17 protein-coding genes are annotated in these 24,842 nt (G+C 73.4%); 13 read left to right on the forward strand and 4 right to left on the reverse strand.

Annotation, left to right across the window (positions count from 1 at the left end; all coding sequences use genetic code 11):
* Window positions 1–2 precede the first annotated feature (2 nt).
* Window positions 3–5,030 (reverse strand): Lhr family helicase, encoded by a 5,028-nt coding sequence (locus tag FRAEUI1C_RS05690; protein WP_013422330.1) that lies wholly within the window; start codon window positions 5,028–5,030, stop codon window positions 3–5.
* 554 nt (window positions 5,031–5,584) lie between these two features.
* Between FRAEUI1C_RS05690 and FRAEUI1C_RS05695 the strand changes: the two genes are divergently transcribed.
* From FRAEUI1C_RS05695 to FRAEUI1C_RS05735, 9 genes are all read left to right on the forward strand, one after another.
* Entirely contained in the window at window positions 5,585–5,779 is a 195-nt protein-coding gene (locus FRAEUI1C_RS05695; protein WP_013422331.1) for a DUF3046 domain-containing protein, read from the forward strand.
* A 225-nt stretch (window positions 5,780–6,004) separates the two neighbouring features.
* Entirely contained in the window at window positions 6,005–7,042 is a 1,038-nt protein-coding gene (recA, locus tag FRAEUI1C_RS05700; protein WP_013422332.1) for a recombinase RecA, read from the forward strand.
* A 198-nt stretch (window positions 7,043–7,240) separates the two neighbouring features.
* The gene (gene recX, locus FRAEUI1C_RS05705; protein WP_013422333.1) at window positions 7,241–7,804 is read left to right on the forward strand and encodes a recombination regulator RecX; all 564 of its coding nucleotides are present in this window, start codon (window positions 7,241–7,243) and stop codon (window positions 7,802–7,804) included.
* Window positions 7,805–8,368: 564 nt separating this feature from the next.
* Window positions 8,369–10,063: a ribonuclease Y gene (rny, locus tag FRAEUI1C_RS05710; protein ID WP_013422334.1), complete on the forward strand. Its 1,695-nt coding sequence runs from the start codon at window positions 8,369–8,371 to the stop codon at window positions 10,061–10,063.
* 72 nt (window positions 10,064–10,135) lie between these two features.
* On the forward strand, window positions 10,136–11,749 hold the full coding sequence (gene miaB / locus FRAEUI1C_RS05715; RefSeq protein WP_049807119.1) for a tRNA (N6-isopentenyl adenosine(37)-C2)-methylthiotransferase MiaB: 1,614 nt from the start codon (window positions 10,136–10,138) through the stop codon (window positions 11,747–11,749).
* A 4-nt stretch (window positions 11,750–11,753) separates the two neighbouring features.
* A complete protein-coding gene (locus FRAEUI1C_RS05720; RefSeq protein ID WP_013422336.1) occupies window positions 11,754–12,548 on the forward strand; it encodes a class III extradiol dioxygenase subunit B-like domain-containing protein in 795 nt (264 codons plus the stop codon).
* A gap of 41 nt (window positions 12,549–12,589) precedes the next feature.
* The gene (locus FRAEUI1C_RS05725; protein WP_013422337.1) at window positions 12,590–13,393 is read left to right on the forward strand and encodes an alpha/beta fold hydrolase; all 804 of its coding nucleotides are present in this window, start codon (window positions 12,590–12,592) and stop codon (window positions 13,391–13,393) included.
* A 146-nt stretch (window positions 13,394–13,539) separates the two neighbouring features.
* Window positions 13,540–14,469 carry a tRNA (adenosine(37)-N6)-dimethylallyltransferase MiaA gene (miaA, locus tag FRAEUI1C_RS05730; RefSeq protein WP_013422338.1) on the forward strand — a complete coding sequence of 310 codons (930 nt, stop codon included), beginning with the start codon at window positions 13,540–13,542 and terminating at the stop codon, window positions 14,467–14,469.
* 137 nt (window positions 14,470–14,606) lie between these two features.
* Window positions 14,607–15,515 carry an EAL domain-containing protein gene (locus FRAEUI1C_RS05735; protein WP_013422339.1) on the forward strand — a complete coding sequence of 303 codons (909 nt, stop codon included), beginning with the start codon at window positions 14,607–14,609 and terminating at the stop codon, window positions 15,513–15,515.
* 26 nt (window positions 15,516–15,541) lie between these two features.
* Here the strand turns inward: FRAEUI1C_RS05735 and map are convergent, their stop codons facing one another.
* Window positions 15,542–16,309 carry a type I methionyl aminopeptidase gene (map, locus tag FRAEUI1C_RS05740; RefSeq protein ID WP_013422340.1) on the reverse strand — a complete coding sequence of 256 codons (768 nt, stop codon included), beginning with the start codon at window positions 16,307–16,309 and terminating at the stop codon, window positions 15,542–15,544.
* A 201-nt stretch (window positions 16,310–16,510) separates the two neighbouring features.
* On the opposite strand from map, the gene dapF reads away from it, so the two are divergent.
* Both dapF and hflX read left to right on the forward strand, forming a co-directional pair.
* Window positions 16,511–17,470 carry a diaminopimelate epimerase gene (gene dapF / locus FRAEUI1C_RS05745; protein WP_041258909.1) on the forward strand — a complete coding sequence of 320 codons (960 nt, stop codon included), beginning with the start codon at window positions 16,511–16,513 and terminating at the stop codon, window positions 17,468–17,470.
* A 451-nt stretch (window positions 17,471–17,921) separates the two neighbouring features.
* On the forward strand, window positions 17,922–19,370 hold the full coding sequence (gene hflX / locus FRAEUI1C_RS05750) for a GTPase HflX (RefSeq protein ID WP_013422342.1): 1,449 nt from the start codon (window positions 17,922–17,924) through the stop codon (window positions 19,368–19,370).
* A gap of 112 nt (window positions 19,371–19,482) precedes the next feature.
* On the opposite strand, the gene FRAEUI1C_RS05755 is transcribed toward hflX, so the two are convergent.
* Window positions 19,483–20,748 (reverse strand): ATP-binding protein, encoded by a 1,266-nt coding sequence (locus tag FRAEUI1C_RS05755; protein ID WP_232425310.1) that lies wholly within the window; start codon window positions 20,746–20,748, stop codon window positions 19,483–19,485.
* Window positions 20,749–20,978: 230 nt separating this feature from the next.
* Window positions 20,979–21,815 (reverse strand): transcriptional repressor LexA, encoded by an 837-nt coding sequence (lexA, locus tag FRAEUI1C_RS05760; protein WP_013422344.1) that lies wholly within the window; start codon window positions 21,813–21,815, stop codon window positions 20,979–20,981.
* Window positions 21,816–22,579: 764 nt separating this feature from the next.
* Here lexA and FRAEUI1C_RS05765 point away from each other — a divergent pair.
* A complete protein-coding gene (locus FRAEUI1C_RS05765; RefSeq protein WP_232425311.1) occupies window positions 22,580–22,864 on the forward strand; it encodes a hypothetical protein in 285 nt (94 codons plus the stop codon).
* Window positions 22,865–24,091: 1,227 nt separating this feature from the next.
* A complete protein-coding gene (locus tag FRAEUI1C_RS05770; RefSeq protein ID WP_232425480.1) occupies window positions 24,092–24,580 on the forward strand; it encodes an ATP cone domain-containing protein in 489 nt (162 codons plus the stop codon).
* The last annotated feature ends 262 nt before the right edge of the window (window positions 24,581–24,842 follow it).

A 24,842-nucleotide genomic window follows, 5' to 3' on the forward strand; every position in this document is an offset into this window, starting at 1 on the left:
GCTCAGCCCCGCAGCCGCAGGCCGCCGCGCGGCGTCGGGTGGAAGCCCGCGCGCACCAGCGCGTCGCCGAGCGCGCTGCCGGTGATCGCCCGACCGTCCGCCCGCTCGACGGCGAGCTGGCCGAGCCAGCCGTCACGCACGGCCAACGCCAGCGCGTCGACCGCGGGTTGCAGGGCACGCGCGGGCTCCGGCCAGGACAGCAACGTCTTCCCTCCCCGCTCCACGTACAGCACCAGGTCGCCGTCGACCAGCACCACCAGCGCCCCCGCCTTGCGGCCGGGCCGGTGGCCCGGCCCGTCCGGATCCTCGGACCGGGCCGGCCACGGCAGCGCGGCGCCGTAGGGGTTCGCCGGGTCTGTCGCCGCGAGCACGACCGCGCGACGGTCGGTCTCGCGGCGCGCGCCCGGCTGGGCACGCCCGCCGGGCGCGGGGAACGCAACCGCTCCGAGGGCTCCGGTTATTCCGCCGGGCTGTTCGACCCAGTCGGGCTCCTCGTCGGCGGCGCGCTGGGTGGCGGCGACGGCCCGCAGCCGGTCCACCGCGCCGGGCATCGCGAACTGGGCGGCGCCGAGCCCTTCGACGAAGTAGCCGCGGCGGGCCCGGCCGGCGTCCTCGAAGGCGGACAGCACCCGGTAGACGGCGGCGAACCCGCCGGGCGCGCGCTCGGCGACGACCGCGCCGCGGGTGACGAGGCCGTGCCGGTCCAGCAGGGTCTCCGCCAGCGCGTGGGCCCGCCGGGTCGGGTCGGTGTCGCGGGGCGGCAGCAGCGACCAGCGTCCGGCGACCATGGGCGGACCGCCGCGACGGGGGGTCGCGGGCCGGCCGGCCCCTCGTCCGGTGCCGGTGAGGCCGGCGCCGTAGCCGGAGGCGAACCGCATGGTGGACCGCCGCGGCCGGGGCGGGGCGCGGTGAGTGGTCGCCGAGCCGCCGGACAGCCGGGCCCGCAGCGGGGCGAGCGTGTCGTTGGTGATCAGGCCGGCCCAGACGAGATCCCAGATCACGCCGGCCAGCGCGGTGTCGTCGAGGCTGCCGACCCGGTCGGACAGCGTCCGGAAGAACAGGGCCTGGTCGTCGGCGAGCGCGTCGAGCACGGCCCGGTGCAGTGGGGTCGCCGCGGCGTCGTCGATCATCAGGTCCGGCCCGTCGTCCGTGGGCGGGTGTTGGCTGCCGTCGGCCGGCCGCTCTCCGGCCTCGCCGGTGGCCAGCGCGGCGAGATCCACCGTCGCCGCTCGCGAGGACGGACTGGGCTCGCCGGTGTCCCCTGCTCGCGCGGCCAGGGCGGGCAGAAGCAGCGGGGCGGCGTCGGCGAGCATCAGAGTCACCCAGCCGTCGTCGCCGGGCAGGCCACCCGCGCCGGCCCAGAGCACCTCGCCGGTCGCGCACAGCTCGTCGAGCATCGCCGGCGAGTAGTCCGCGACCCGGGCCGGCAGGACCAGCTGCTCCCAGGCGCTCGCCGGGATCAGCGCCCCCTGCAGCTGCTCGACCGCCCGCGCGACGGCGTCGACGCCGCGGGACCGTCCCGCCGTCACCGCCTGCCAGGCCGGCAGGAAGGCGCCGAGGGCCCGCGGCGGCACGGCCTCGACCTCGCGGCGCGACGCGGCGAGGCTGCGGCGACGCAGCCGGCGCAGCACCTCGGCGTCACACCACTGCTCCCCGGTCCGGCCCGGACGCAGCTCGCCGCGCACCAACCGGCCCGCGCCCACCAACCGTTCGAGCGCGCCGACGGCCACCGAGACGCCGAGGCCGAACCTGGCGGCGAGCTCCTCGGCGTCGAAGGGGCCGCGCGTGCGGGTGAACCGGGAGACCAGGTCGCCCAGCGGATCGCGGACCGGCTCGGTGAACGCCGTCGGCACTCCCATCGGCAGCGGCACCCCCAACGCGTCCCGCAGCCGTCCGGCGTCCTCGACCGCGACCCAGCGCTCCTCGCCCGCGATCCGTACCTCCAGGGCCCGACCGGCAGCAGCCAGGGCCCGCAGCCACTCCTCGGTCGCGCCCCTGGCCAGCGCCTCCGCGGTGGTCAGGTCGCCAAGCACCCGCAGCAGGTCGGCGGCGCCCTCGACGTCACGGGCCCGCCGGTCGGGCGCGAGCCGGGCCAGCTCCGCCTCGACCTCGGCGAGGGCCGTCGGGTCGATCAGCTCCCGCAGGTCGGTCTCGCCGAGCAGCTCGGCCAGCAGCCGGCTGTCCAGGGACAGCATCTGCGCGCGGCGCTCGGCCAGCGGCGCGTCGCCGTCGTAGAGGAACGTGGCGACGTAGCCGAACAGCAGGGAGCGGGCGAACGGCGACGGCGCCGGGGTCTCCACCTCGACCACCCGCAGCCGGCGGGCGTCGACGTCGCGATGCAGCTCGACCAGCGCCGGGACGTCGAACACGTCCTGCAGGCACTCCCGCATCGTCTCCAGCACCACCGGGAAGTTCTCGAACCCGGCCGCCACCGACAGCAGCGCGGCGCTGCGCTGGCGCTGCTGCCACAGCGGCGTGCGCCGGCCGGGGGAGCGACGCGGCAGCAGCAGGGCGCGCCCGGCACACTCGCGGAACCGGCTGGCGAACAGCGCGCTCGCGCCGACCTCGGTCCGCACGACCGCGGCGATCTCGTCCGGGTCGAAGACGACGTCCGCGGCGCCCGGCGCGGCGTCGGCGTCCGGCACCCGGGCGACGATGCCGTCGTCGGTGTGCATGACCTGCACCTCGGCGCCGTACCGCTCCCGCAGCCGGCCGGCGATCGCCAGCGCCCACGGGGCGTTCACCCTGGCGCCGAACGGGGAGTGCACCGCGAGGCGCCAGTCGCCCAGCTCGTCGCGGAACCGTTCGACCACCAGGGTCCGGTCGTCGGACAGCCGCCCGGCCGCCTCCCGCTGCTCGTCAAGGTAGGCGAGCAGGTTGCTCGTCGCCCACTCGTCGAGGCCGGCCTGCCGCAGCCGCGCCTCGGCGTCCTGCGGGCTCTTCCTCGTCAGCTCCCGCAGGAACGCTCCGAGCGCGCGGCCGAGCTCGGCCGGCCGGCCGGGGGAGTCGCCGTGCCAGAACGGCAGCCGTCCGGGCCGGCCGGGCGCGGGGGTGACCAGCACCCGGTCCGGGGTGATCTCCTCGATCCGCCAGCTCGACGAGCCCAGCAGCACGACGTCGCCGACGCGTGACTCGTAGACCATCTCCTCGTCCAGCTCGCCGACCCGGCTGGCCTTCTCGCCGACGAGGAACACCCCGAACAGGCCCCGGTCGGGGATCGTGCCGCCGCTGGTGACCGCGAGCCGCTGGGCGCCGGGCCGGCCGGCGACGGTGTTCGCCGCGCGGTCCCAGACGATCCGGGGGCGCAGCTCGGCGAACGCGTCCGACGGGTAACGGCCGGACAGCATGTCCAGCACCGCCTCGAACGCGCCGCCCGGCAGCGTCGCGAACGGCGCCGCCCGGCGGACCAGCGCGCCCAGCTCCGCCACCGGCCAGGTGTCGACGGCCGTCATCGCCACGATCTGCTGGGCCAGCACGTCCAGCGGGTTACGCGGGTAGCGGGCCTCCTCGATCGCGCCGTCGCGCATCCGCTCGGCGACGACGGCCGCCTCCAGCAGGTCGGCGCGATGGCTGGGGAGCACGACGCCGCGGCTCTCGACCCCGACCTGGTGGCCGGCCCGGCCGACCCGCTGCATGCCCGCGGCCACGCTGGGCGGCGACGAGATCTGGACGACGAGGTCGACGGCGCCCATGTCGATGCCCAGCTCCAGGCTGGACGTCGCGACGACGGCGGGCAGCCGGCCGGCCTTGAGGTCCTCCTCGATCAGCAGCCGCTGCTCCCGGCTCACGCTGCCGTGATGCGCGCGGGCCACCTCGGCTGTCGGCAGGGATCCACGGGCCAGTCCGGCGGCGCCCATGACCTCGGCGGGCGTCACCCGCGTGGGCTCGGCGTGGTAGCCGAGCGGGCCGTCGAGCTCGTCGGACTGGCCGTCGGGCGGCCCGGCTGGCGGGCCGTCTAGGTCGATCCGGCCGCCGCCGCGGTGGACGCTCGCGTTCTCGGCCGCGATCAGCCGTTCGGTGTGCAGCTCGTTCAGCCGGGCGCAGAGCCGCTCGGCGACCCGGCGGGAGTTGGCGAAGACGATCGTCGACGTGTGAGCCTCGATCAGGTCGAGGACCCGGGCCTCCACCGCCGGCCAGATCGACGGCTTGGCCGGCTCGGCCGCCGGCGGGCCGTCAGCGAGGCTTTCCAACGTCGGCAGCCCCGACACCCCGCCCGGCGCCGTCAGCCCGGCCAGACCGTCCGGAGCGCCCGGGTCGGCCATGTCCCGCACCGGCACCACCACGTCCACCAGCAGCGTCTTCCGGGCCGGCGGCCGGACCACCGTCACCGGCCGGGTGCCGCCGAGGAACCGGGCGACCTCCTCGACCGGGCGCACCGTGGCCGAGAGCCCGATCCGACGGGCCGGCGCCGCCGCGGGGGCCGGATCGCCGCCCGACTCCGACGTCCGCAGCGCGTCCAGCCGCTCCAGACTGAGGGCCAGGTGGGCGCCGCGCTTGGTGCTCGCGACCGCGTGCACCTCGTCGACGATGACCGTCTCCACCGCGCGCAGCGCCTCGCGCGCCTGGCTGGTCAGGACGAGGAAGAGCGACTCCGGGGTGGTGATCAGAATGTCCGGCGGGGTTCGGCCGAAGGCTCGCCGCTCGGTCGCGGGGGTGTCTCCCGTCCGCATCCCGATCCTGATCTCGGGGACGGTCTGGCCGAGCCGGGTCGCCGCCGCCTGGATGCCCGCCAGCGGCGCGCGCAGGTTGCGGGCGACGTCCACGGCCAGAGCCTTGAGCGGGCTGACGTAGAGCACCCGGCAGCGCCGGGTCGGGTCGGCCGGCGGCCCGGAGCGCACCAGCTCGTCGAGCGACCACAGGAACGCCGCCAGCGTCTTGCCGGATCCGGTCGGTGCCACCACCAGAGCGCTTCCGCCGGCGCGCACCGCCGCCCAGGCGCCCGCCTGGGCCGGGGTCGGCGCCGGGAAGGCAGCCTGGAACCACGCCCTGGTCGGCGCCGAGAACGCGGCGAGCGGATCGGAGTCTGGCACGCCCGCCAGTCTGCCTCCCACCTACGACATAACGCCCCGGTCGGCCCGGCCGCGCCGCTGGCTGGCAGTCGGTGGCCGGCAGCCGGCAGCCGGCCTCGGCGGAGGCCGCCGCCCCGCCGGACCCGCGGCGCGGGACCACGTGAGTCATACCTGGTGGCCGGAAATCCGCCGAGATCTATCGCCACCAGTGCCGAGCCCGGCAAGGCCGGCCCGGCCGGCTTGATCGCCGTTTCGGCCCTCAGGTGGTCGTGAAACCGCCCCGATTACAGCCGCCCGAGGGCCAAAACGGCGATCTTGCCGGTGTTGGGGCGGGGCGAACCTTGCCAGGAGCGGCACTAGGTATGACTCGCGTGGGGCGGCAACGCAAGGCGGGCCGATTTGTCTGGATTGCGGACCGGATCGCGATCAAGGCTGCCCCTTGGGTGGACGGGGCACGCGGTGGAGGCCGTGGCGATCCGTGAGCGGGATAGGTGGCCGGCTTGCCGGGACGCGTCTGGCGCGGGCGGGCTGACCTGGCTGGTAGGCCCCACATCCGGGCGCGGCACACTGAACAGGTGCGACTCACCGAGTTCTGGTCCAGGATGAACCGCCAATTCGGGACCGAGTATGCGGAATCGGTTGCCCGGGACCATGTGCTGGGCAGCCTGGGCGGCGCGACCGTCGAGGGCGCCCTGGCCCGCGGCGACGACGCGAAGGCCGTCTGGCGCGCCGTCTGCCAGGAGTTCGACGTCCCGGCCAAGGAGCACTGACCGGCCTCGCCGGGCCCCGCGCCCGGTGCCTTGCCGGCACACCTGGGGAAAAGTCGGGGCGCGCTGGCGCGTCGACGTTCAGGTCGAACGAGTGTTCGGTTAGTCTGTCCACAGGGGGACGGTTGTCCACAGTTGCGGGCCACCCTCTCGAAACTGTCGGACCCACCCCCTAACGTCGCCTTCGTGGCCACCAAGACTCGACGACCTCAGCCAGGAGTAGCTCCCATGGCAGGACCCGACCGCGACAAGGCGCTCGACAACGCCCTCGCGCAGATTGACAAGCAGTTCGGCAAGGGCTCCGTCATGCGTCTCGGCGACGAGACCCGGGCCCCGATCCAGGCGATCCCGACCGGCTCGATCGCCCTCGACGTGGCCCTCGGGATCGGTGGGCTGCCGCGCGGCCGGATCATCGAGATCTACGGCCCGGAGTCGTCCGGCAAGACGACGGTCGCGCTGCACGCGGTGGCCAGTGCCCAGGCCGCCGGCGGCATCGCCGCCTTCATCGACGCCGAGCACGCGCTCGACCCGGACTACGCGGGGAAGCTGGGCGTGGACACCGACAACCTGCTGGTCTCCCAGCCGGACACCGGTGAGCAGGCCCTGGAGATCGCCGACCTGCTGGTCCGGTCCGGCGCGCTGGACATCATCGTCATCGACTCGGTCGCGGCGCTGGTGCCCCGCGCCGAGATCGAGGGCGAGATGGGCGACAGCCACGTCGGCCTGCAGGCCCGGCTGATGTCCCAGGCGCTGCGGAAGATGACCGGCGCGCTGTCGAACTCGAACACGACCGCGATCTTCATCAACCAGCTGCGCGAGAAGATCGGCGTGATGTTCGGCTCGCCGGAGACCACCACAGGTGGAAAGGCGCTGAAGTTCTACGCCTCCGTCCGCCTCGACGTCCGCCGGATCGAGACGCTCAAGGACGGCGCTGACGCGGTCGGCAACCGGACCAGGGTCAAGGTCGTCAAGAACAAGGTGGCCCCGCCTTTCCGGACCGCCGAGTTCGACATCGTCTACGGCGGCGGCATCAGCCGTGAGGGCTCCCTCATCGACATGGGCGTCGAGCACGCGATCATCCGGAAGTCCGGCGCCTGGTACACCTACGACGGCGACCAGCTCGGCCAGGGCAAGGAGAACGCCCGCAACTTCCTGCGCGACAACCCCGACCTCGCCGACGAGATCGAGAAGCGCATCAAGGAGAAGCTCGGCATCATCCCCACGCTCGACGGCGACACCCTGGCACCCGTCCCGGTCGACCTCTAGCCCCTCACTGGCGGGTCTGTCTGTCCACACCGGAGCGCCGGCTGGCCTCCCGGCGCCTCTCGCCCTGCCACGCACTCTGCCGGCGCACCGCGCTGCCGTGGTGGGTCGGTTCCCCTGCCTGAGACGGCGGCGCAGCGGGGAAAGCGGGGACACGGGCCCTGGGGACGCCTGGATCGATCTTTTGAGCTAGGAGGGTGCATGGTGGCGCCGGCCAGGACGGGCCAAGGAGCGGAGGTCGAACGGGATCCGCTGGCCGTCGCTCGGGAGATCTGCCTGCGGCAGCTGGCGGTCCGGGCGAGGAGCCGGGCCGAGCTCACGGCGGCGCTGCGGCGCCGCGGGGTAGCCGACGACGTCGCGGAGGCTGTGCTGGACCGGCTGACGGCCGTCGGACTGATCGACGACGACGCGTTCGCCGCGGCGGTGGTGTCCTCTGCCTACGAGAACCGTGGGCTTGCCCGACGAGGCCTCGCCGTCGAGCTGCGGCGCCGGGGCGTGGACGACGACGTGGCGACGGCGGCGCTGGCCAGCGTGGACGGCGCTGCCGAGGAGACCGCCGCGCGTGACCTCGTCGAGCGTCGGCTGCGTGGCATGGGCGGGCTCGAACGGCAGGTGCGGTTGCGCCGCCTGGTGGCGATGCTCGGCCGGAAGGGCTACCCGACGGATCTCGCGGTCCGGGTCGTCACCGAGGCGCTCGAAGCCGCCGGCGACGGCGCGGCCGACGACGACCTGCCGAGCGACGACCTGGACGACGGACTCGACTGACCGGAAGCCGCCGACACCGACGGGCGAGCAGGGGCAACAACCGGGCAAGAAGCAGCCACAGCGCCGGATGGCCATTGACCTGGCGGCTAGAGACCAACGATCTGTGCTGACCGGTATTTCTTGACCCGGCAAAACTGGTCGATCTACGCTCAGCAACGGCGCGAGGACTCCCGCGGACAACGCGGTCGCGATAGTTGGCTCAAGTGCATATGTAGGCAACACCCAGTGCTCCTTGGCGCTGCCGACCTCGTCGGTCGCGCGCGGGAGAGCGTTTCCACGCACCTGGAGACCGACACCGGGTGAATGCCGACGGTGTCGAGAAGGCGTCACGGCGTTTTCTCCGACCTGGCGAAAATGCCGCCGTCTCGCGTGGGCTACTCGCCGCTCCGGTCCGTTCGACGGGACCTGACAGGGTCGGCTTCTGCAGTTCGCCGGCGTCTGCAGTTCGCTGGCCGCTGGCTGGCTCCCGATGGGCTGGACGTGTGCCCGGGAGCAGCTTTCCCGCGGGCTCCGCGTGGAGTCGGTGGGGCTCCTGCTCCACGACCCGGATCGGGAGGAGCAGCGTTGATCGGCGTGCTCGTGGCACTCGTCGCGGTGGTGTTGGTCGCCATCGTCGCCCTCGCCCTGGTCGTGCTGCGGCTGTTGCGGGCGGGCTCGCGTGCCGGGGCCGAGCCGGGTCCGCGGCCATCACCGGTGGCCGACTCAGACGCGGCAGCGGCTCTGCGCGCCGCGCAGGCGGAGGCCGTCGCCCACGCCGAGACGGTCGCCCGGGAGCACGCCACCGCCGTCGCCCGAGAACATGCCGAAGCCACGTCCCGCGAACAGGCTCAGGCCTTGGCCCGCAAGCTCGCCGAGGCCGACCGCGAACGGGCCGAAGCGGCCCGCCGCGAGGCGCAGGAGGAACGCGACAAGGCGCTGGCCGAGCTGCGCGGCCGCCGGGCCGAGCTGCGCGAGTGGGACAGCCGGCTCACCCAGCGCGAGGCCCGGATCGAGGAACGCCTGGCCACCCTCGAGGACCAGACCCGCCGGATCGAGTCCCGTGACCGCGAACTCGCCGAGCGGGACGCGGCCCTCGCCCGTCGGGCCAGGGAGGCCGACGACCTCGACGCCCGCCGGGTCGCCGCGCTCGAACAGGCCGCCGGCATGACGTCGTCCGAGGCGAAGACCGAGCTGTTGTCGGTCGTCGAGCAGCACGCCAGGCTGGAGGCCGCGACGCTGGCCCGCGAGATCGAGGCCCGGGCCGAGGACGAGGCCCAGGAGCGGGCCCGCCGCATCGTCACCATCGCGATCCAGCGAGTCGCCGCCGAGCAGACCGCCGAGTCGGTGGTCTCCGTCCTGCATCTGCCGGGCGACGAGATGAAGGGCCGCATCATCGGGCGCGAGGGCCGCAACATCCGCGCCTTCGAGTCGGTCACCGGCGTGAACGTGCTCATCGACGACACCCCCGAGGCGGTGCTGCTCAGCTGCTTCGACCCGGTCCGCCGCGAGGTCGGCCGGATCACCCTGTCCGCGCTGGTCGCGGACGGGCGGATCCATCCGCAGCGGATCGAGGAGGAGTACGAGCGGGCCCAGCGCGAGGTCGAGGAACGCTGCGTGCGCGCCGGCAAGGACGCCCTGGTCGAGGTCGGCATCGGCGAGATGCACCCGGAGCTGGTCGTGCTGCTGGGCCGGCTGCGCTACCGCACCAGCTATGGCCAGAACGTGCTGGGCCATCTGGTCGAGTCCGCCCACCTGGCCGGGCTGATGGCCGCCGAGCTGCGGCTGCCGGCTCTGATCGCCAAGCGGGGCACCCTGCTGCACGACCTCGGCAAGGCGCTCACCCACGAGGTCGAGGGCTCGCATGCCCTGGTGGGCGCCGAGATCGCCCGCCGCTACGGCGAGCACGAGGACGTCGTCCACGCCATCGAGGCCCATCACAACGAGGTCGAGCCGCGTTCGGTCGAGGCGGTGCTCACCCAGGCGGCCGACGCGATCTCCGGCGGCCGCCCCGGCGCCCGCCGCGAGAGCCTCGAGTCCTACGTGCGCCGGCTGGAGCGGATCGAGCAGATAGCAGCCGAGCGCCCCGGCGTCGAGCGGGTGTTCGCCATGCAGGCCGGCCGGGAGGTCCGGGTGATGGTCGTCCCCGAGGAGGTCGACGACACCGCGGCCCATCTGCTCGCCCGTGACGTCGCACGCCAGATCGAGGACGAGCTCACCTACCCGGGTCAGATCCGGGTCACGGTCGTCCGCGAGACCCGCGCCATCGAAACCGCCCGTTGAGCCACCCGGCCATCGCCGTAACCTGGGTGAGTGATGGGCCGTAGCTACCAGGTGCGCACGTTCGGGTGCCAGATGAACGTGCATGATTCCGAGCGGATCTCCGGGCTGTTGGAATCCGCCGGCTATGTCCCGGTGGACGCCGGCGAGACGCCGGACCTCGTCGTGTTCAACACCTGCGCCGTCCGGGAGAACGCCGACAACCGCCTCTACGGCAACCTCGGCCACCTGTATCCGACCAAACGCGACAATCCGGGCATGCAGATCGCCGTCGGTGGCTGCCTCGCGCAGAAGGACCGCGGCACGATCACCCGTAAGGCCCCGTGGGTGGACGTGGTCTTCGGCACCCACAACCTGCATCGCCTGCCGGTGCTGCTGGAGCGGGCCCGGCACAACGCCGAGGCCCAGGTCGAGATCGCCGAGGCTCTTGAGGTCTTCCCCAGCACGCTGCCGGCCCGCCGGGCCAGTCACGCGTCCGCCTGGGTGAGCATCAGCGTCGGCTGCGACAACACCTGTACCTTCTGCATCGTCCCGAGCCTGCGCGGCAAGGAGCGCGACCGCCGGCCCGGCGACGTGCTCGCCGAGGTCGAGGCGCTGGTCGCCGACGGCGCCGTCGAGGTCACCCTGCTCGGCCAGAACGTCAACTCCTATGGCCGTTCCTTCGGGGACCCGGGTGCCTTCGCCAAGCTGCTGCGCGCCTGCGGTCGGATCGAGGGTCTCGAGCGCGTGCGGTTCACCTCTCCGCACCCACGTGACTTCACCGACGACGTGATCGCCGCGATGGCCGAGACCCCGAACGTCTGCCCCAGCCTGCACATGCCGATGCAGTCGGGCTCCGACGAGGTGCTGCGCCGGATGCGACGGTCGTATCGCCGGGACCGCTACCTCGGCATCGTCGAACGGGTCCGGGCCGCCCTGCCCGACGCCGCGATCACGACCGACATCATCGTCGGCTTCCCGGGCGAGACCGAGCGGGACTTCCTGGACACCCTCGACGTCGTGGGCCAGGCCCGGTTCTCCGGTGCCTTCACGTTCCAGTACTCGCCCCGGCCCGGCACCCCCGCCGCCACCATGGACGAGCAGGTCCCGCCGGCCGTCGTGGCTGAGCGCTATGGCCGCCTGGTCGCCCTCCAGGACGAGGTCTCGCTGGCGGAGAACAGGGCCCAGGTCGGCCGGACCGTCGAGGTCCTGCTGGCCGAGGGGGAGGGCCGCAAGGACGAGTCCACCGGTCGCCGTTCCGGCCGTGCCCGCGACGGGCGGCTCGTCCACCTCGGGCCGGACGCCAACGCCTCCGCCCGCTCGGGCGTGCACACCTCGCCGGCCGAAGAGGCGGCGGTGCTCGCGGAACTGGCCCGGCTGCGCCCCGGCGACGTCGTCACCACCGCGATCACCTACGGAGCGCCGCACTACCTGGTCGCCGCGGGTGCGCCGCTCGCCGCGCGGGCCACCCGCGCCGGGGACCTCTGGGCGGCCGACCGGGCGGCGCCCGCGGGCACGGCCCGCCAGTCGGTCAGCCTGGGCATGCCCGGCATCGGTGCGGCCGTGGCCGGCACACAGGCGCCTGACGAGACGCACGACGAGACCCATCCGCACGGCGATGGCCAGGCCTGCGGCTGCGCGGCGCCCGCACCGAGCCCTGCCTCAGCCCTGACGCTGGTCTCCGTCCCGACGCCTGCTCCGGCGCGGTAGCGGGGTGGCGCTCGTCGTCGCGGCGGTCTGCCCGCATCCTCCGCTGCTGGTGCCCCGGGTCGGTGCCGGTGAGCTGGTCGCCGCCCGTGAGCCCGCGTTGGCGGCCGTCCGTCGGCTGCGCGCCGCGAACCCGGATGTCGTGGTGGTCGTCGGCGACGACCCGGACGCCCTCGCGGCCGGCTTCCACACCTATCCGCCGGCGGCGGTAGGCGACTTCCGCGGCTTTGGCGTCGACTACCAGGTCCCGCTCGGGCCCGCGCCGCTCGCTGGGATGCCCGTTCTCGGTGGAGTCCCCGACGCCGTGGGGGAGGGCGGAGCGACCGACGTCCCCAGGCTGCCGCTCTCGCTCGCGGTCGGTGCCTGGCTGCTGGCCGAGACCGGCTGGGACGTCGCCCGCTGGGGGCTGGGGGTCTCACCGAAAGCCGAGGCCGCACAGGCTGTCGCGCGGGGCGCCGACCTGGTCGCGGGACCCGGCCGGGTCGCGCTGCTCGTGATGGGCGATGGCAGCGCCCGCCGGACGCCCAAGGCCCCCGGCGCCCTGGACGAGCGGGCCGAGCCCTACGACGCGGTCGTCGAACGCGCGCTGGCGACGGTCGATCTCGACGCGCTGCTCGCCCTGGATCCGGGCCTGTCCGCCGATCTGCTGGTCGCCGGGCGCGCCTCCTGGCAGGTGCTCGCCGGCGCCGTCGGTGCGCGGCCCAGCGGAACGCCCACGTGGGGGGCGGACGTTTTGTACGCGGACGCCCCGTTTGGCGTCGGGTATTTCGTCTGCGTGTGGGAACCGGGGGGTGTCGGGTGACGAGCGCCGTTGACAGGTTGGACGAGCCGCGAGGCGCGACCGTGGGAGGTCTCGCCGCGCTCGTCGCCGGACCCGCGGATGGCGCGGCCGTGCTGATGCTGCCCGGCTTCACCGGCAGCAAGGAGGACTTCCTCCCCATCCTGCCGCTGCTGGCCACCGCAGGGCTGCGCGCGGTCGCGGTCGACCTGCGCGGCCAGTACGAATCGAAGGGCGACCCCGACGGGCCCGACAGCCAGTTCTCCCTGGATGGTCTCGCCTCTGACGTCGCCCTGGCCGCCCGGGAGCTTGGCGGCCAGGTCCACCTCGTCGGCCACTCGTTCGGTGGCCTCGTCGCGCGGGCCACGCTGCTGGCGGACCCCGGGCTACTGGCGTCGGTCACCTTCTTCGGCTCCGGACCGGCCGCGATCGGCGGGCCGCGAGGCCTCGCGCTGCGCGCGATGTACGCGCTCTACGCACAGGGCGGCCTCGACGCGGTGTGGGCCGGGACCCGGGCGCTCGACCCCACGGTCCGCTCGGCGGCGGAGGCCGACTTCCTGCGGCGCCGCTTCTTCGGTAGCTCCGAGCGCGGCATGCTGGTCATGGCGAAGGCGCTGCTCGGCGAGCCGGACCGGGTCGCCGCCGCGACGGCCGCCGCGGCGGCGCACGGCATTCCGCTCCTGGTCACCCACGGGGTCGACGACGACGCGTGGCTGCCGGCGCAGCAGGCCGACATGGCCGTCCGGCTGGGGGCCCGCCACGCCGTCATCCCCGCCGCGATGCACTCGCCCGCGTTGCAGAATCCGACCGGCACCGTCGAGGTGCTCGTCGCCTTCATCCGCGAGGCCGAGGCCGAGGCCGCGGCCTGAACGGCGGCGACAACCCACACGAGGCGGCGGACCGGGCCCGGACGAGCACCCGCCCGGCCGTTGCCGACGGTCATGTCGGTCGCCGCGGACGGGCCTCGGCGCGGTCTCCGTGGCAGGCTTGACGGCATCCTGAAAGGGCGGTGACGGTGCGGGACGACGCTGACGGGCAGCGCCAACCTCGTGGCCGGGTGGTCGCGATCGTCGGGCCCACCGCGGCCGGGAAGAGCGACCTGGCCCTGGACCTCGTCGCCTCGCTGGGGGACGGCGCCGCCGAGATCATCAACGCCGACTCGATGCAGCTCTACCGGGGCATGGACATCGGGACCGCCAAGGTCCCGATCGAGGAGCGACGCGGAATCCCGCACCATCTGCTCGACATCTGGGACGTCACCAGGACGGCCGACGTCGCCAGCTACCAACGAGACGCCCGGGCGATCGTCGACCGTCTGCTGGCCGAGGGCCGGCTCCCGGTGCTCGTCGGCGGTTCCGGGCTCTACGTCCGGGCCGTGCTCGACGAGCTGGAGTTCCCCGGCACGGATCCGGCGATCCGCGCGGGCCTGGAGGCGCGGCTCGCCGAGATCGGCCCCGAGGCGCTGCACGCCGAGCTGGCCGCCGCGGCCCCGGAGGCCGCGACGGCGATCCTGCCGTCGAACGGCCGGCGGATCGTGCGGGCCCTCGAGGTCGTCGCGCTGACCGGCGGGTTCGTCGCGCGGCTGCCGGAGCACCGCTCGCACTACGACGTGGCCGTCATCGGCGTCGACCGGGCCGACCTGGACGACCGGATCACGACGCGCGTCGACCGGATGTGGGCCGCCGGCCTTGTCGAGGAGGTCCGGGAGCTGGACAAGGTCGGCCTCTCGACGGGCCGGACCGCGTCGCGCGCGCTCGGCTACGCGCAGGTGCTGGGCTGGCTGCAGGGTGAGTTCGCGTCGCAGGAGGACGCCCGCTCCGCGACCGTGACGGCGACGCGGCGGTTCGCGCGTCGCCAAAGGTCATGGTTCCGCCGTGATCCACGGATAAGCTGGCTCGACCAGCCCGATGCCGGCACCGTCCGCCGTCTGGTGGGCTCGCTGTGAAACTGGAAGGGCCCGCGGGCGCGCGGCTTCAGCACCGTCGCGCGCCGCGCGGCCCGTGACGTGTGACCGGAAGTCTCGCCGCTGATGTGCGCCAGCGGGGGCGCGGCCGGTCCATCCCGGCGTCCGGGAGTGGCCGCGTGACCCAGCTCGACCTTGCGCTCATCCATGCTCTCTACGCCGCCTTCGACGACGGCACGCTCCGGTTCACCTTCGAACCCGAGGTGGACCTGCGGACCGGGTCGGTGCCCGGCATGACCGCCCGCCTGCAGTGGGCGCACGCCGACCGCGGCCTGCTGGACGCCGCCGACGTCCGGGCGATCGCCCAGTTCGCCGGGCTCGCCGACCAGCTCGACCAGTGGGCGCTGCGCGCCGCCGTCACCGAGTGCCGCACGTGGCACCGGATGGCCACCGGCGGCGCAGTCCGTCCGCCCCGGCTCTGGCTGCACATCGGCTCGCGACAGCTCGCCCAGCCGCGGTTCGCCGCCGAGATCGTCACCATGGTCCGCGACCGCGGCGCGCTGCCGCCCGGCGCCGTCGGTCTCGCCTTCACCGAGGAGACGCTGGGGCGCGCGGACCCGTCGCTCCCGCGCACCCTCGACCGCCTGCGGGACAGCGGCGTGGCCGTCGCCGTGCGCGCGTTCGGCCGCTGGATCGGCTCGCCGGCCACCCTCGACCTGCTGCCCCTCGACCTGGTCCGGCTGGACGACCGTTTCCTGCGCGCCACGCTGCGTGATCTGGAGGGCGAGGCCGTCTTCGCCGCGATGGTGACCCTTGCCCGACGCCGCCGGACCGTGGTCCTCGCTGACGGGGTCGACACCGCTCGCTTCGCCGCGCGCCTCATCAGCCTCGGCTGCGACCGCGCGACCGGCCCCGTCTTCTGCCCGCCCCTCGGGGTGGACGAGGCTCGCCTGCTGGCCCTCGGCCGCGGCCGTCCCGACGAGCCCCGCACCCCGCACCAGGACGACACCCCGCACCAGGACGACACCCCCCACCAGGCCGGCACCCCCAGCAGGACAGCCACCGCCCACATGGCGCCCACCGGCTGACGCCGACCCCCTCGGGCCGAATCCGGTCAGAGGAGGGTGAGGATGCGTGGGCCGTCCGGGGTGATGGCCACCGTGTGCTCGACGTGGGCGGCCCGGCTCCCGTCGGTGGTGCGCAGCGACCAGCCGTCGGCGGCCGTGTGGTGGCTGTCGCGGCCCCCGGCGAGCAGCATCGGCTCGATCGCGAGCACGAGGCCGGGACGCAGCGGGAAGCCGCGCCCGGACGGTCCGTCGTTGGGGACGTGCGGGTCCTCGTGCATCCGCCGGCCGATGCCGTGGCCGCCGTAGCCGTCCAGGATGCCGAAACGCTCCCGGCGACAGACCGTGCCGACCGCGTGCGAGATGTCGCCCATCCGGCCGCCCGGGCGGGCCGCGGCGATCCCGGCGGCGAGGGCCTCCTCGGCCGCCGCGATCAGACGCAGGTCGGCCGGCCGGGCCGTGCCCACGATGAAGCTCGTCGCGGCGTCGCCCGTCCAGCCGGCCAGCTCGGCGCCGCAGTCGACGCTGACCAGGTCGCCGTCACGCAGCCGGTAGCCGTCGGGGATGCCGTGCACGATCACGTCGTTGACGGACACGCAGGTCACCGCCGGGAAAGGGGTCGGCGCGAAGGCCGGCCGGTAGTCCTTGAACGTCGACGTCGCGCCGGCCCGCGCGATCACCGTGGCGGCGACCTCGTCCAGCTCCAGGAGGCTCGTGCCGACCTGCGCCGCCTCTCGGACCGCCGCGAGGGCCTGGGCGACGACCTGGCCGGCCGCCCGCATCGCCCCGATCGCCTCTGCCGATTTCAGCTCGACCATGCCAAAGCCCACCTGTTCTCGGCCTTGCCGGCCGTTCGCGCTGGGACGCACCGTGAGGACTACGCGGGGTGCCGCCCACGTCCGGCGACTCCCACGAAGTACCGGTATAACTATCACGGTACGACGGATCGGGGGTGCATGGCCCCTCCCACCGGACGGGCAGCAGCGGCGGGCCGAGGGGCGGCCCCGTACGATCGCGGGGTGCGGTTTGTCAAGGGGCAGGGGACCGGGAACGACTTCGTGATCGTGCCGGACCCGGACGGTGAGCTGGAGCTGACCCCGCGCCTGGTGCGTGCGCTGTGCGACCGGCGGTTCGGCATCGGCGCCGACGGCGTGCTGCGGGTCGTGCTCACCGCGGCCGAGCCGTCGGCCGCCGGGCTGGGGAATTCCTGGGCCGCGGATCTCCCGGACGGGCGGCGCGCGCCCGCCGAAAGCCGCACGGCCCGACCGGCGGGAGCCGGCGGCGCCCGGTGGTTCATGGACTACCGCAACGCCGACGGGTCGATCGCCGAGATGTGCGGCAACGGCCTGCGCGTCTTCGGCCGCTACCTCGTCGACGCGGGCTACGAGCGGGCCGGGCTGATCCCGGTCGCGACGCGCGCGGGGGTGCGCCTGGCTGACGTCCCCAATGAGGGCGACGTGACGGTCGAGATGGGGCCCCCGACGATCGGCCCCCTCGGCGCGGAGCGCGTCTCCATCGCCGGCCGGACCTTCGAGGCCACAAACGTGTCGATGGGCAACCCGCACGCGGTCTGCTTCGCCGACGACCTCGCCGAGGCCGACCTGAACGCTCTCGACCTGACCCGACTGCCCCAGGTCTCCCCGGCGGCCTACCCGACCGGCGCCAACGTCGAGATCGTCATCGGTGCCCCGGACGCCGTGCGGATGCGGGTCTACGAGCGAGGCGTGGGCGAGACCCTGTCCTGCGGTACCGGGGCCTGCGCCGTGGCGGTCGCCGCGGCGACCAGGGCCGGTCGGGGCCCCGGGACGGTGATCCCGGTCGACGTCCCCGGCGGGCGGGTCACGGTGCTGTGGGACAGCGATCAGGTACGGCTACGCGGCCCGGCCGTGCTCGTCAGCGAGGGCCTGCTGCGTTCCGACTGGCTTGCCGCCGCCCAGGCTGGCTCGGCGGAGCCTGCGCTGGCCGGTCGTCCCACCTGACGATCCGCTCGGCGCTCGGCCATGGCCTGGCCCGTGACGGCGGCCTGATCCGTGCCGGTGGCCTGGTCCGTGACGGTGACGTGGTCCGAGAACCGAAAACCCGTCGCGGGGGTTGGCTGGGCGTGGCACGCTACCGGCACCGGCGATGTGTAGCACCTCCCGCTCCGGCGGGGCGCGAACCGCCGGGGGCCGGGAACCGCGGAGCAGGCGATAACAGACCGCGGAACCAGGCCGCATGGGAACAAGGCCCACAAAGGGCCCTCGGCATCACCCGTCCCGGATGTACATCCTGGACAACTGGAGCGAACGGTCACCGCGTGGAATTCGGGTGCGGGTCCGTCGCGTTGGAACGGACGGTATGAGTCTTCCAGCTGAATCCACTCCCAACAGCCCGGTCCGCCGGCCCGCTGCCACGCGAGGCGACCGGAACCCTTCTGACGCGGTGGCCCGGGTGCTGGCCACCGACAACGCCCTTGAGGACGCCGCCGACAGCGGCGAGATCACTTTCACGGGCCTTGGCTTCTACGACGACGCGGGCGACGAGCTGGCGGTCGAGGAGCGCGGCGCGCTGCGCCGGATGCAGGGGCTTGCCACCGAGCTCACCGACGTCACCGAGGTCGAATACCGGCAGCTGCGGCTGGAGCGGGTCGTCCTGATCGGGGTCTGGACGGTCGGCACGATCGTCGACGCCGAGACGTCGATGGCCGAGCTCGCCCAGCTCGCCGAGACCGCGGGCTCGGTCGTGCTCGACGCGCTGGTCCAGCGCCGGGACAAGCCGGACACGGCGACCTACGTCGGCTCCGGCAAGGCCAAGGAGCTGGCCGAGGTCGTCCGCGCGGCCGGAGCCGACACGGTGATCTGCGACGGTGAGCTCACTCCCGGCCAGCTGCGCCAGCTGGAGGAGGTCGTCAAGGTCAAGGTCATCGACCGGACCGCGCTGATCCTGGACATCTTCGCTCAGCACGCGACGTCCAAGGAGGGCAAGGCACAGGTCGAGCTGGCGCAGCTGCAGTACATGCTGCCGCGCCTGCGCGGCTGGGGTGAGTCGATGTCCCGGCAGGCGGCCTCCGGCGGGCGCGCGCCCATCGGTACCCGCGGCCCCGGTGAGACGAAGATCGAGACGGACCGCCGCCGGCTGCGCGCCCGGATCGCCAAGCTGCGCCGGGAGCTGCGCGAGATGGAGACCGTCCGCGAGACGAAGCGCTCGTCCCGCAAACGCGGCGAGGTGCCGTCGGTCGCGATCGCGGGCTACACCAACGCGGGCAAGTCCTCGCTGCTCAACCGGCTGACCGGCGCGGGCGTGCTGGTCGAGGACGCCCTGTTCGCCACGCTGGACCCGACGGTGCGCCGCGCGACCCTGCCCGACGGCCGGGCGTTCACGCTCACCGACACGGTCGGCTTCGTGCGCCACCTGCCACACCAGATCGTCGAGGCGTTCCGCTCCACGCTGGAGGAGGTCGCCGACGCGGACCTCATCCTGCACGTGGTCGACGGCTCGCACGCCGACCCGGTCGGGCAGCTCTCGGCGGTGCGCGAGGTGCTGAACGACATCGACGCCGGCGACGTGCCCGAGCTGGTCATCGTCAACAAGACCGACATCGCCGACAAGACGACGGTGGCGGCCATCAGGCGGGTGGCACCGGACGCGGTCTGCGTCTCGGCCAGGACCGGGGCGGGGATCGCCGAGCTGGTCGAGGCCCTCGCGACCCGCGTCCCGCACCCGCAGGTCGAGGTCGACGTCGTCGTCCCCTACAACCGGGGCGACCTGGTCGCCCGCGTTCACGAATCCGGCGAGGTGCTCCACCAGGGGCACAACGCCACCGGTACGGAGCTGCGCGCGCGCGTCTCCGCCGCCCTCGCCGCCGAACTGGGCGCCTACCGCGCGCCGGCGCGAGTCTGATTCGATCGTGCCGAGACCGGCTCCGCTAGTCCGCCTCTCGGCGGACGGGCGGGGCCGGTTTCGGCGCACGTCCTGACCGGTTCGCCACCGGAGCGAGATCGGCGCGAGCCCGTCAGAGGTCGGCCTGCGCCGTCCAGAGAGCCGAGATCGGAACGGCGCGCAGGCGTGGGCCGAAGGGCAGGACCTCGGGACCGGCGTAGAGCACATATCCGGCGTGGAAGCGGTCGCCGATCTGGTCGGCCAGCCGGCGCAGGCCGCGGAAGTCTTCCGTGCGCACGGTCTCGGCGGCCTTCACCTCGACCCCGACGATCTCACCGGACGCCCGCTCGAGCACCGCGTCGACCTCGTTGCCGTCCCGGTCCCGGTAGTGGAAGAGCGAGACCGGCTCCTGGGCCCAGGTCAGCTGTCGGGCCAGTTCACCCAGGACGAAGTTCTCGATCAGCGCGCCGACGTTCGCGGTCGGGTGAGACGCCCGCCGCGGCGACATACCTGTCAGGTGTCCGGCGAGGCCGGAGTCGACGAATATGATCTTCGGTGTCGCGACAGCTCTGGTGGTCAGGTTGTTGGACCAGGCCGGAATCCGCTGAACGACGTAGGAGAGCTCCAGCGCGGCCAGGTGTCTGCGGACGGTGGTCGCCGGCACCGCGAGGTCGTTGCTGAGCCGGTTCGGAACGAGAAGACCGCCTGCCGTTGCCGCCAGTGCCTGAACAAGCTGGCGCAACTCCGCCGTCCGTTCGATCTCGGATATCTGGCGAATATCGCGTCCGATGAGGTCCGAGATGTACGACTCGAAGAACCGGGCCCGCCGACGCAGATCCTCACGGCGCACGGCCTCGGGGTAACCGCCGCGCAGCGCCCGCTCGACATAGTCGTTCCGATCGAGGGCGCCCGGGGCCAGCAGCGGCTCGTCCCGCGCGAAAACGGCATCGACGAACGCGTCTGGGCCGCCATCGATCTCGCCCTGGGCGAGCGGCCATAGCTCCACGGTCTCCGACCGGCCCGGCAGGATGTCCGGAATGCCCTTCATTCCCCACAGGCGCGCGGACCCGGTGAGGAGGTACCGCCCCGGACGGGGGTCTCGATCCACCTTCGACTTGATCGCGAGCAGGAGATCCGGGGCTCGCTGGATCTCATCGATCATCAGCAGCCCGTCCGCGTTGACGAAGCCGGCAGGATCCGCCAGGGCCGCGGCTCGCACCGCGTCATCGTCCAGGTAGTAGGTTCGCGCCTCGCCGTGTGCGTCCACGGCGAGACGCGCAAGCGTGCTCTTTCCGACCTGGCGCGCGCCGTTCACGACGACGACGCGCGTATCCGCCAGCGCGGCGGACACCAACGCCTCCGCGTGCCTGGGGAAAAGCTCACGTCTCAGCTGCGACACCGCCACCACCGCCGTCCCTCGCCACCACGCCGCCAGCCGATTCTCTCATGATCGACGGTCGATCTGCCGCCATGGTCACGGTCGATCTGCCGTCATGATCACGGTCAATCTGCCGGGCGTGGCGCGGTGGATCCGGTACGCGGAGCCATCCGGTCGGGGCGCTTGGCGGTGGAGCGTCCGGTGGCGCGTGCCCGCGCTGTTCCGGACGCTCCGTCGCGCCTCAGTCGGGTCTAGACCCGCCGCATGACCGCGACGACGCGGCCGAGGATGGTGGCGTCGTCGCCGGCGATGTCGTGGAACGCGGGGTTCTCCGGCTGCAGCCAGACATGGCCGTCGTCGTGGCGGCGGAACCGCTTGACGGTCGCCTCGCCGTCGATCATCGCGGCGACGATCTCGCCGTTCTCGGCCACCGGCTGCTGGCGGACGGCGACCAGGTCCCCGTCGCAGATCGCCGCGTTGATCATCGACTCACCGACGACGCGCAGCAGGAACAGCGTGCCCTCGCCCACGATCTCCCGGGGCAGTGGCAGCACGTCCTCGACGGCCTGCTCGGCCAGGATCGGACCACCGGCCGCGATCCGGCCGACCAACGGCAGGTAGGCGGTGGCCGCGGTGAGCTGGGCGTTCTCGTCGTCGTCCGCGCGCACGTCGTCGTCCGAACCGAGGGTGTGCACCCGCAGCGGCGTCCGGCCCTTGCCCGCGGCGAGGTCGGGCCGGGTCTTCGGGAGCGGCCGGATCGGCGCCTCGCCCTCGGAGGTGACCACCTCGATCGCCCGCGGCCGGTTTGGGTCCCGGCGCAGGAAACCCTTGTCCTCCAGCATCTTCAACTGGTGCGCGACGCTGGACGTGCTGGTCAGCCCTACCGCTTCGCCGATCTCCCGGACGCTCGGCGGGTAGCCGCGACGCTCGACGGCGTCACGGATCACCTCGAGGACCTTCCGTTGCCGGGTGGTGAGACCCTGTTCGTCGACGGGCCCGTCGGGGAAGTCGCGCACGGTCCCACCGGCTTCGCCGCGGCCGGCGGACGGGCGACCGGCCCTGCGCGGTCCCCTTCCCTGCGTGGTCATGGCGTGGGCACTCCTAGCCTCGAGGTCATGGCGACCGTTCTCCTTCGTCGAGCTCGTCGAGCGAGGCTCGACATCGGGGGACCCGGAGCGCCTCCCGGCGTGTCCGGATCGAACGCCCGACAGGCCGGCCCACCGGCACCGAGGCCGGCGAGCCCGACCGGAACGGGCGCCTCAGGTTTCGGCGCCGCAGCCCGGCCACGCCGCCCCACTGGACCCGACGTCCGGGGACGCCTGCGCCGGGACTCCCGTCACCGGGACCCGGCGCTTCAGGGACCCCCGCGGTTCAGGGACCCCCGCGGTTCAGGGACCCCCGCGGTTCAGGGACCCCCGTTCTGCGGGGACCCCCGCCGTTCGGGGAACCCGACGTTTGGGAGACATCTGGGTGAAGCTGGGCGTGTGGATGAAGCTGCGCGCGTCATGCCTGATCGTGATGACCGTAGCCGGACGACGACGGAATCTCAAACACGCGTTCGAGCGTGTCCGGGTAGCTTGCCGGGCTTATGCGTGTAAGAATCGACCATCAGTTCGAACGACACCCTGCCCCAGTACCGGCCACCGCCGCATGTTGACCTTGAGTTAGCGTCGTCGGTGGTCCGCGATGTCTGCCCGGGGAACATCTCCCCGGACCCCCGAGTTGGTTGAGCTTCGCTCGACGAGCGCAGCCGGGTCGCTGGCCCGGCCGCTAGGAGGTTGGCGTGACGAACCCGCGTGGGGCCACGACGATCCCGGGCCGCCCGGCCCCGGTAGGTCCCGACGGTGCCCAAGTGATCAGTCTTCCCGTGCCGACGCGCCGGCGCCCTGGGCGCGCGGCAGCGCCCGTGGCCCCGGTACAGAGCCCGCTGGCGCGGGCGGCGGCGGCCGAGCATCCCGTCGCCGGTGTCCGGCCGGCGCGCCGCCGAACCCGTCGCGAGTCCCAGGCCGCGCCCGCGCTGCGGCTCACCGCCCGCGGCCGCGTCGTGGCCGCCTTTGTCATGGGCCTGGCGCTCTGGGGTGCCGCGAGCGGCATCTGGCTCGGCGTGACCTGGCTCCTCGCCACCACCGGCCACTGACCCAGGCGTTTCGCGGTCTCCGGTCGGCCGGGTGTCATACCCGGATGGCGATCTTCTGCCGGTAATGGGCTGCTGGTCGACCATGATCGCGAAGTTTGTATGAACTCTGGCGATTGATGTGCGATTGGCGCCCTTTCTTGATGGACGGTGCGTGATCGTGACCTCCACGGTTGAGGGCCAGCCGCCGATGATCGCCAGTTTGGGTATGGAATCTCGCGTTGGCGGATGATCCGCAAGTGAACGGCTGATCCATGCGGCGGCCCTGAGTCGTTTACTGTCGGGCCTGCTACCAGCCGTGTCCGGCGAGGCTTACGGCGGCGGGCGAGGAACGCGGGCGTGAGGCGACGCTGGCGTTGTGATACCCCCGTCCCGACTGCCCACCGGCGCCGAATCGCGCGGTGAAGCCGAGACAGAGCATTCCCCGCGGACCGTGGGGAGAGCCCACGTGCCGACGCTGGCCCATCGGTGCTGGTGATCGCGGATTTGGCCCTCGGATGGTCGGGGAAGAGGCCTGGTCGCGACCAGGGGAGGGCTAAAACGGCGATCAAGGACGGGCCGCGGGGTCTGAAGGGGCGCGACCCACTGCGCCAAGCGTGGCCACCACCGCCACTTCGCGGATCACGGCCATGTGGATCTTCATCTGGCCTCCGAAGATCCACGGCATGCGGTCTAGCTGTCGGGTCGTGACGGTGATCGCGGACAGGGCCCGTGAGTGGTGGTCCTCGTGCCGGCTCCGGCGGCTGGGATCGGAGCGGGATCGCGGACCTCGGCCGACCAGCGTGTCGTCGCCTCCCTCCTGACCTGCGAGGACGGGACGAAGCGGCGGTGTCGGAGCAGGTTGCGCCCGGCGTGTCCTGCGGCGGTGGATTCCGACACGCGAGGGGGGCATGCGCACCGACGAACCGGGCATGCGCTAGTCTGGCGACACAACATCTTGTAGTTACACACCTGTAAGTCATCCACTGGTAGTTTTGAAGGACACCGCGCTCGGCGGTGCCGACAGGCCGGTGCGAGGGCTCGGAGGTTCGTTCGCCGTCCCCGGTGACGCGCTGTCGCGCGGCTACCGGCCCCGGGTGCTGTCGCCATGCCCTGCGTCAGCCCTGTCCAGGGTGCGGCACGATCCCAGGTCGATGGATCGCCGTGCGCTCGCGCGGGCGGCCCGCCTCGACGAGCGTGAAGAAGGGAGGAGCCGTGCGATGTCCGTTCTGCCGGCATCCCGACAGCCGAGTGGTCGACAGCCGGGAGGCCGAGGAAGGCGCGGCCATCCGGAGGCGGCGGGCATGCCCGTCCTGTGGCCGGCGTTTCACGACGATGGAGGAGGCGTCGCTGCGGGTGCGCAAGCGCAGCGGGGCCGCCGAGCCGTTCAGCAGGGCCAAGGTGGTCGCCGGGGCTCGTAAGGCGTGCCAGGGCAGGCCGGTGAGCGCCGAGGACCTCGCGATCCTGGCCCAGCGGGTCGAGGACACGGTCCGCTCGTCGGGCGCGGCCGAGGTCGCCGCCGAGGACGTGGGCCGGGCGATCCTGGGTCCGCTGCGAGAGCTCGACGAGGTCGCCTACCTGCGGTTCGCGTCGGTCTACCTGGCGTTCGAGTCGCTCGCCGACTTCGAGCGGGCGATCTCCGAGCTGCGGGCCGACCCGGCGGCGCCGGCGAGCCCGGCCGCGCTGGCCGACGACCTGGATGTGGCCCTGTCGCCCGCGGCGGGCCCCGCCCGGCCGTAACGCCCGCGGCGGGCCTGGCCCGCCGCGGTTACACCGACGCGACGCCGTCGGTCACACCCGTCACGACGCGCCTCCGCCAGCGGTGGCGCGCGGAGTTCTGACGCGCGGAAACGCGAGCGCGTAGCAGGTCCACAACATCATCCGGGCCTTCAAGGGGACGAAGAGCTTGTGCCCTCCGAAGGCCAGCAAGCGGGTCGCGAGGCCGTCGGTCTATTCGGCGTGCCCGCGTTCGGCGCAGCGCACGAGACCAGCTGAGGAGTGT

It is taken from the genome of Pseudofrankia inefficax (assembly GCF_000166135.1).
Lineage (GTDB): Bacteria > Actinomycetota > Actinomycetes > Frankiales > Frankiaceae > Pseudofrankia > Pseudofrankia inefficax.

What these genes read in the sequence shown, in the direction of transcription:
- recA (WP_013422332.1), top strand. Translation starts at nt 6,005, where the DNA reads ATGGCAGGACCCGACCGCGACAAGGCGCTCGACAACGCCCTCGCGCAG.
- recX (WP_013422333.1), top strand. Translation starts at nt 7,241, where the DNA reads ATGGTGGCGCCGGCCAGGACGGGCCAAGGAGCGGAGGTCGAACGGGAT.
- miaB (WP_049807119.1), top strand. Translation starts at nt 10,136, where the DNA reads ATGAACGTGCATGATTCCGAGCGGATCTCCGGGCTGTTGGAATCCGCC.
- map (WP_013422340.1), bottom strand. Translation starts at nt 16,309, where the DNA reads ATGGTCGAGCTGAAATCGGCAGAGGCGATCGGGGCGATGCGGGCGGCC.
- lexA (WP_013422344.1), bottom strand. Translation starts at nt 21,815, where the DNA reads ATGACCACGCAGGGAAGGGGACCGCGCAGGGCCGGTCGCCCGTCCGCC.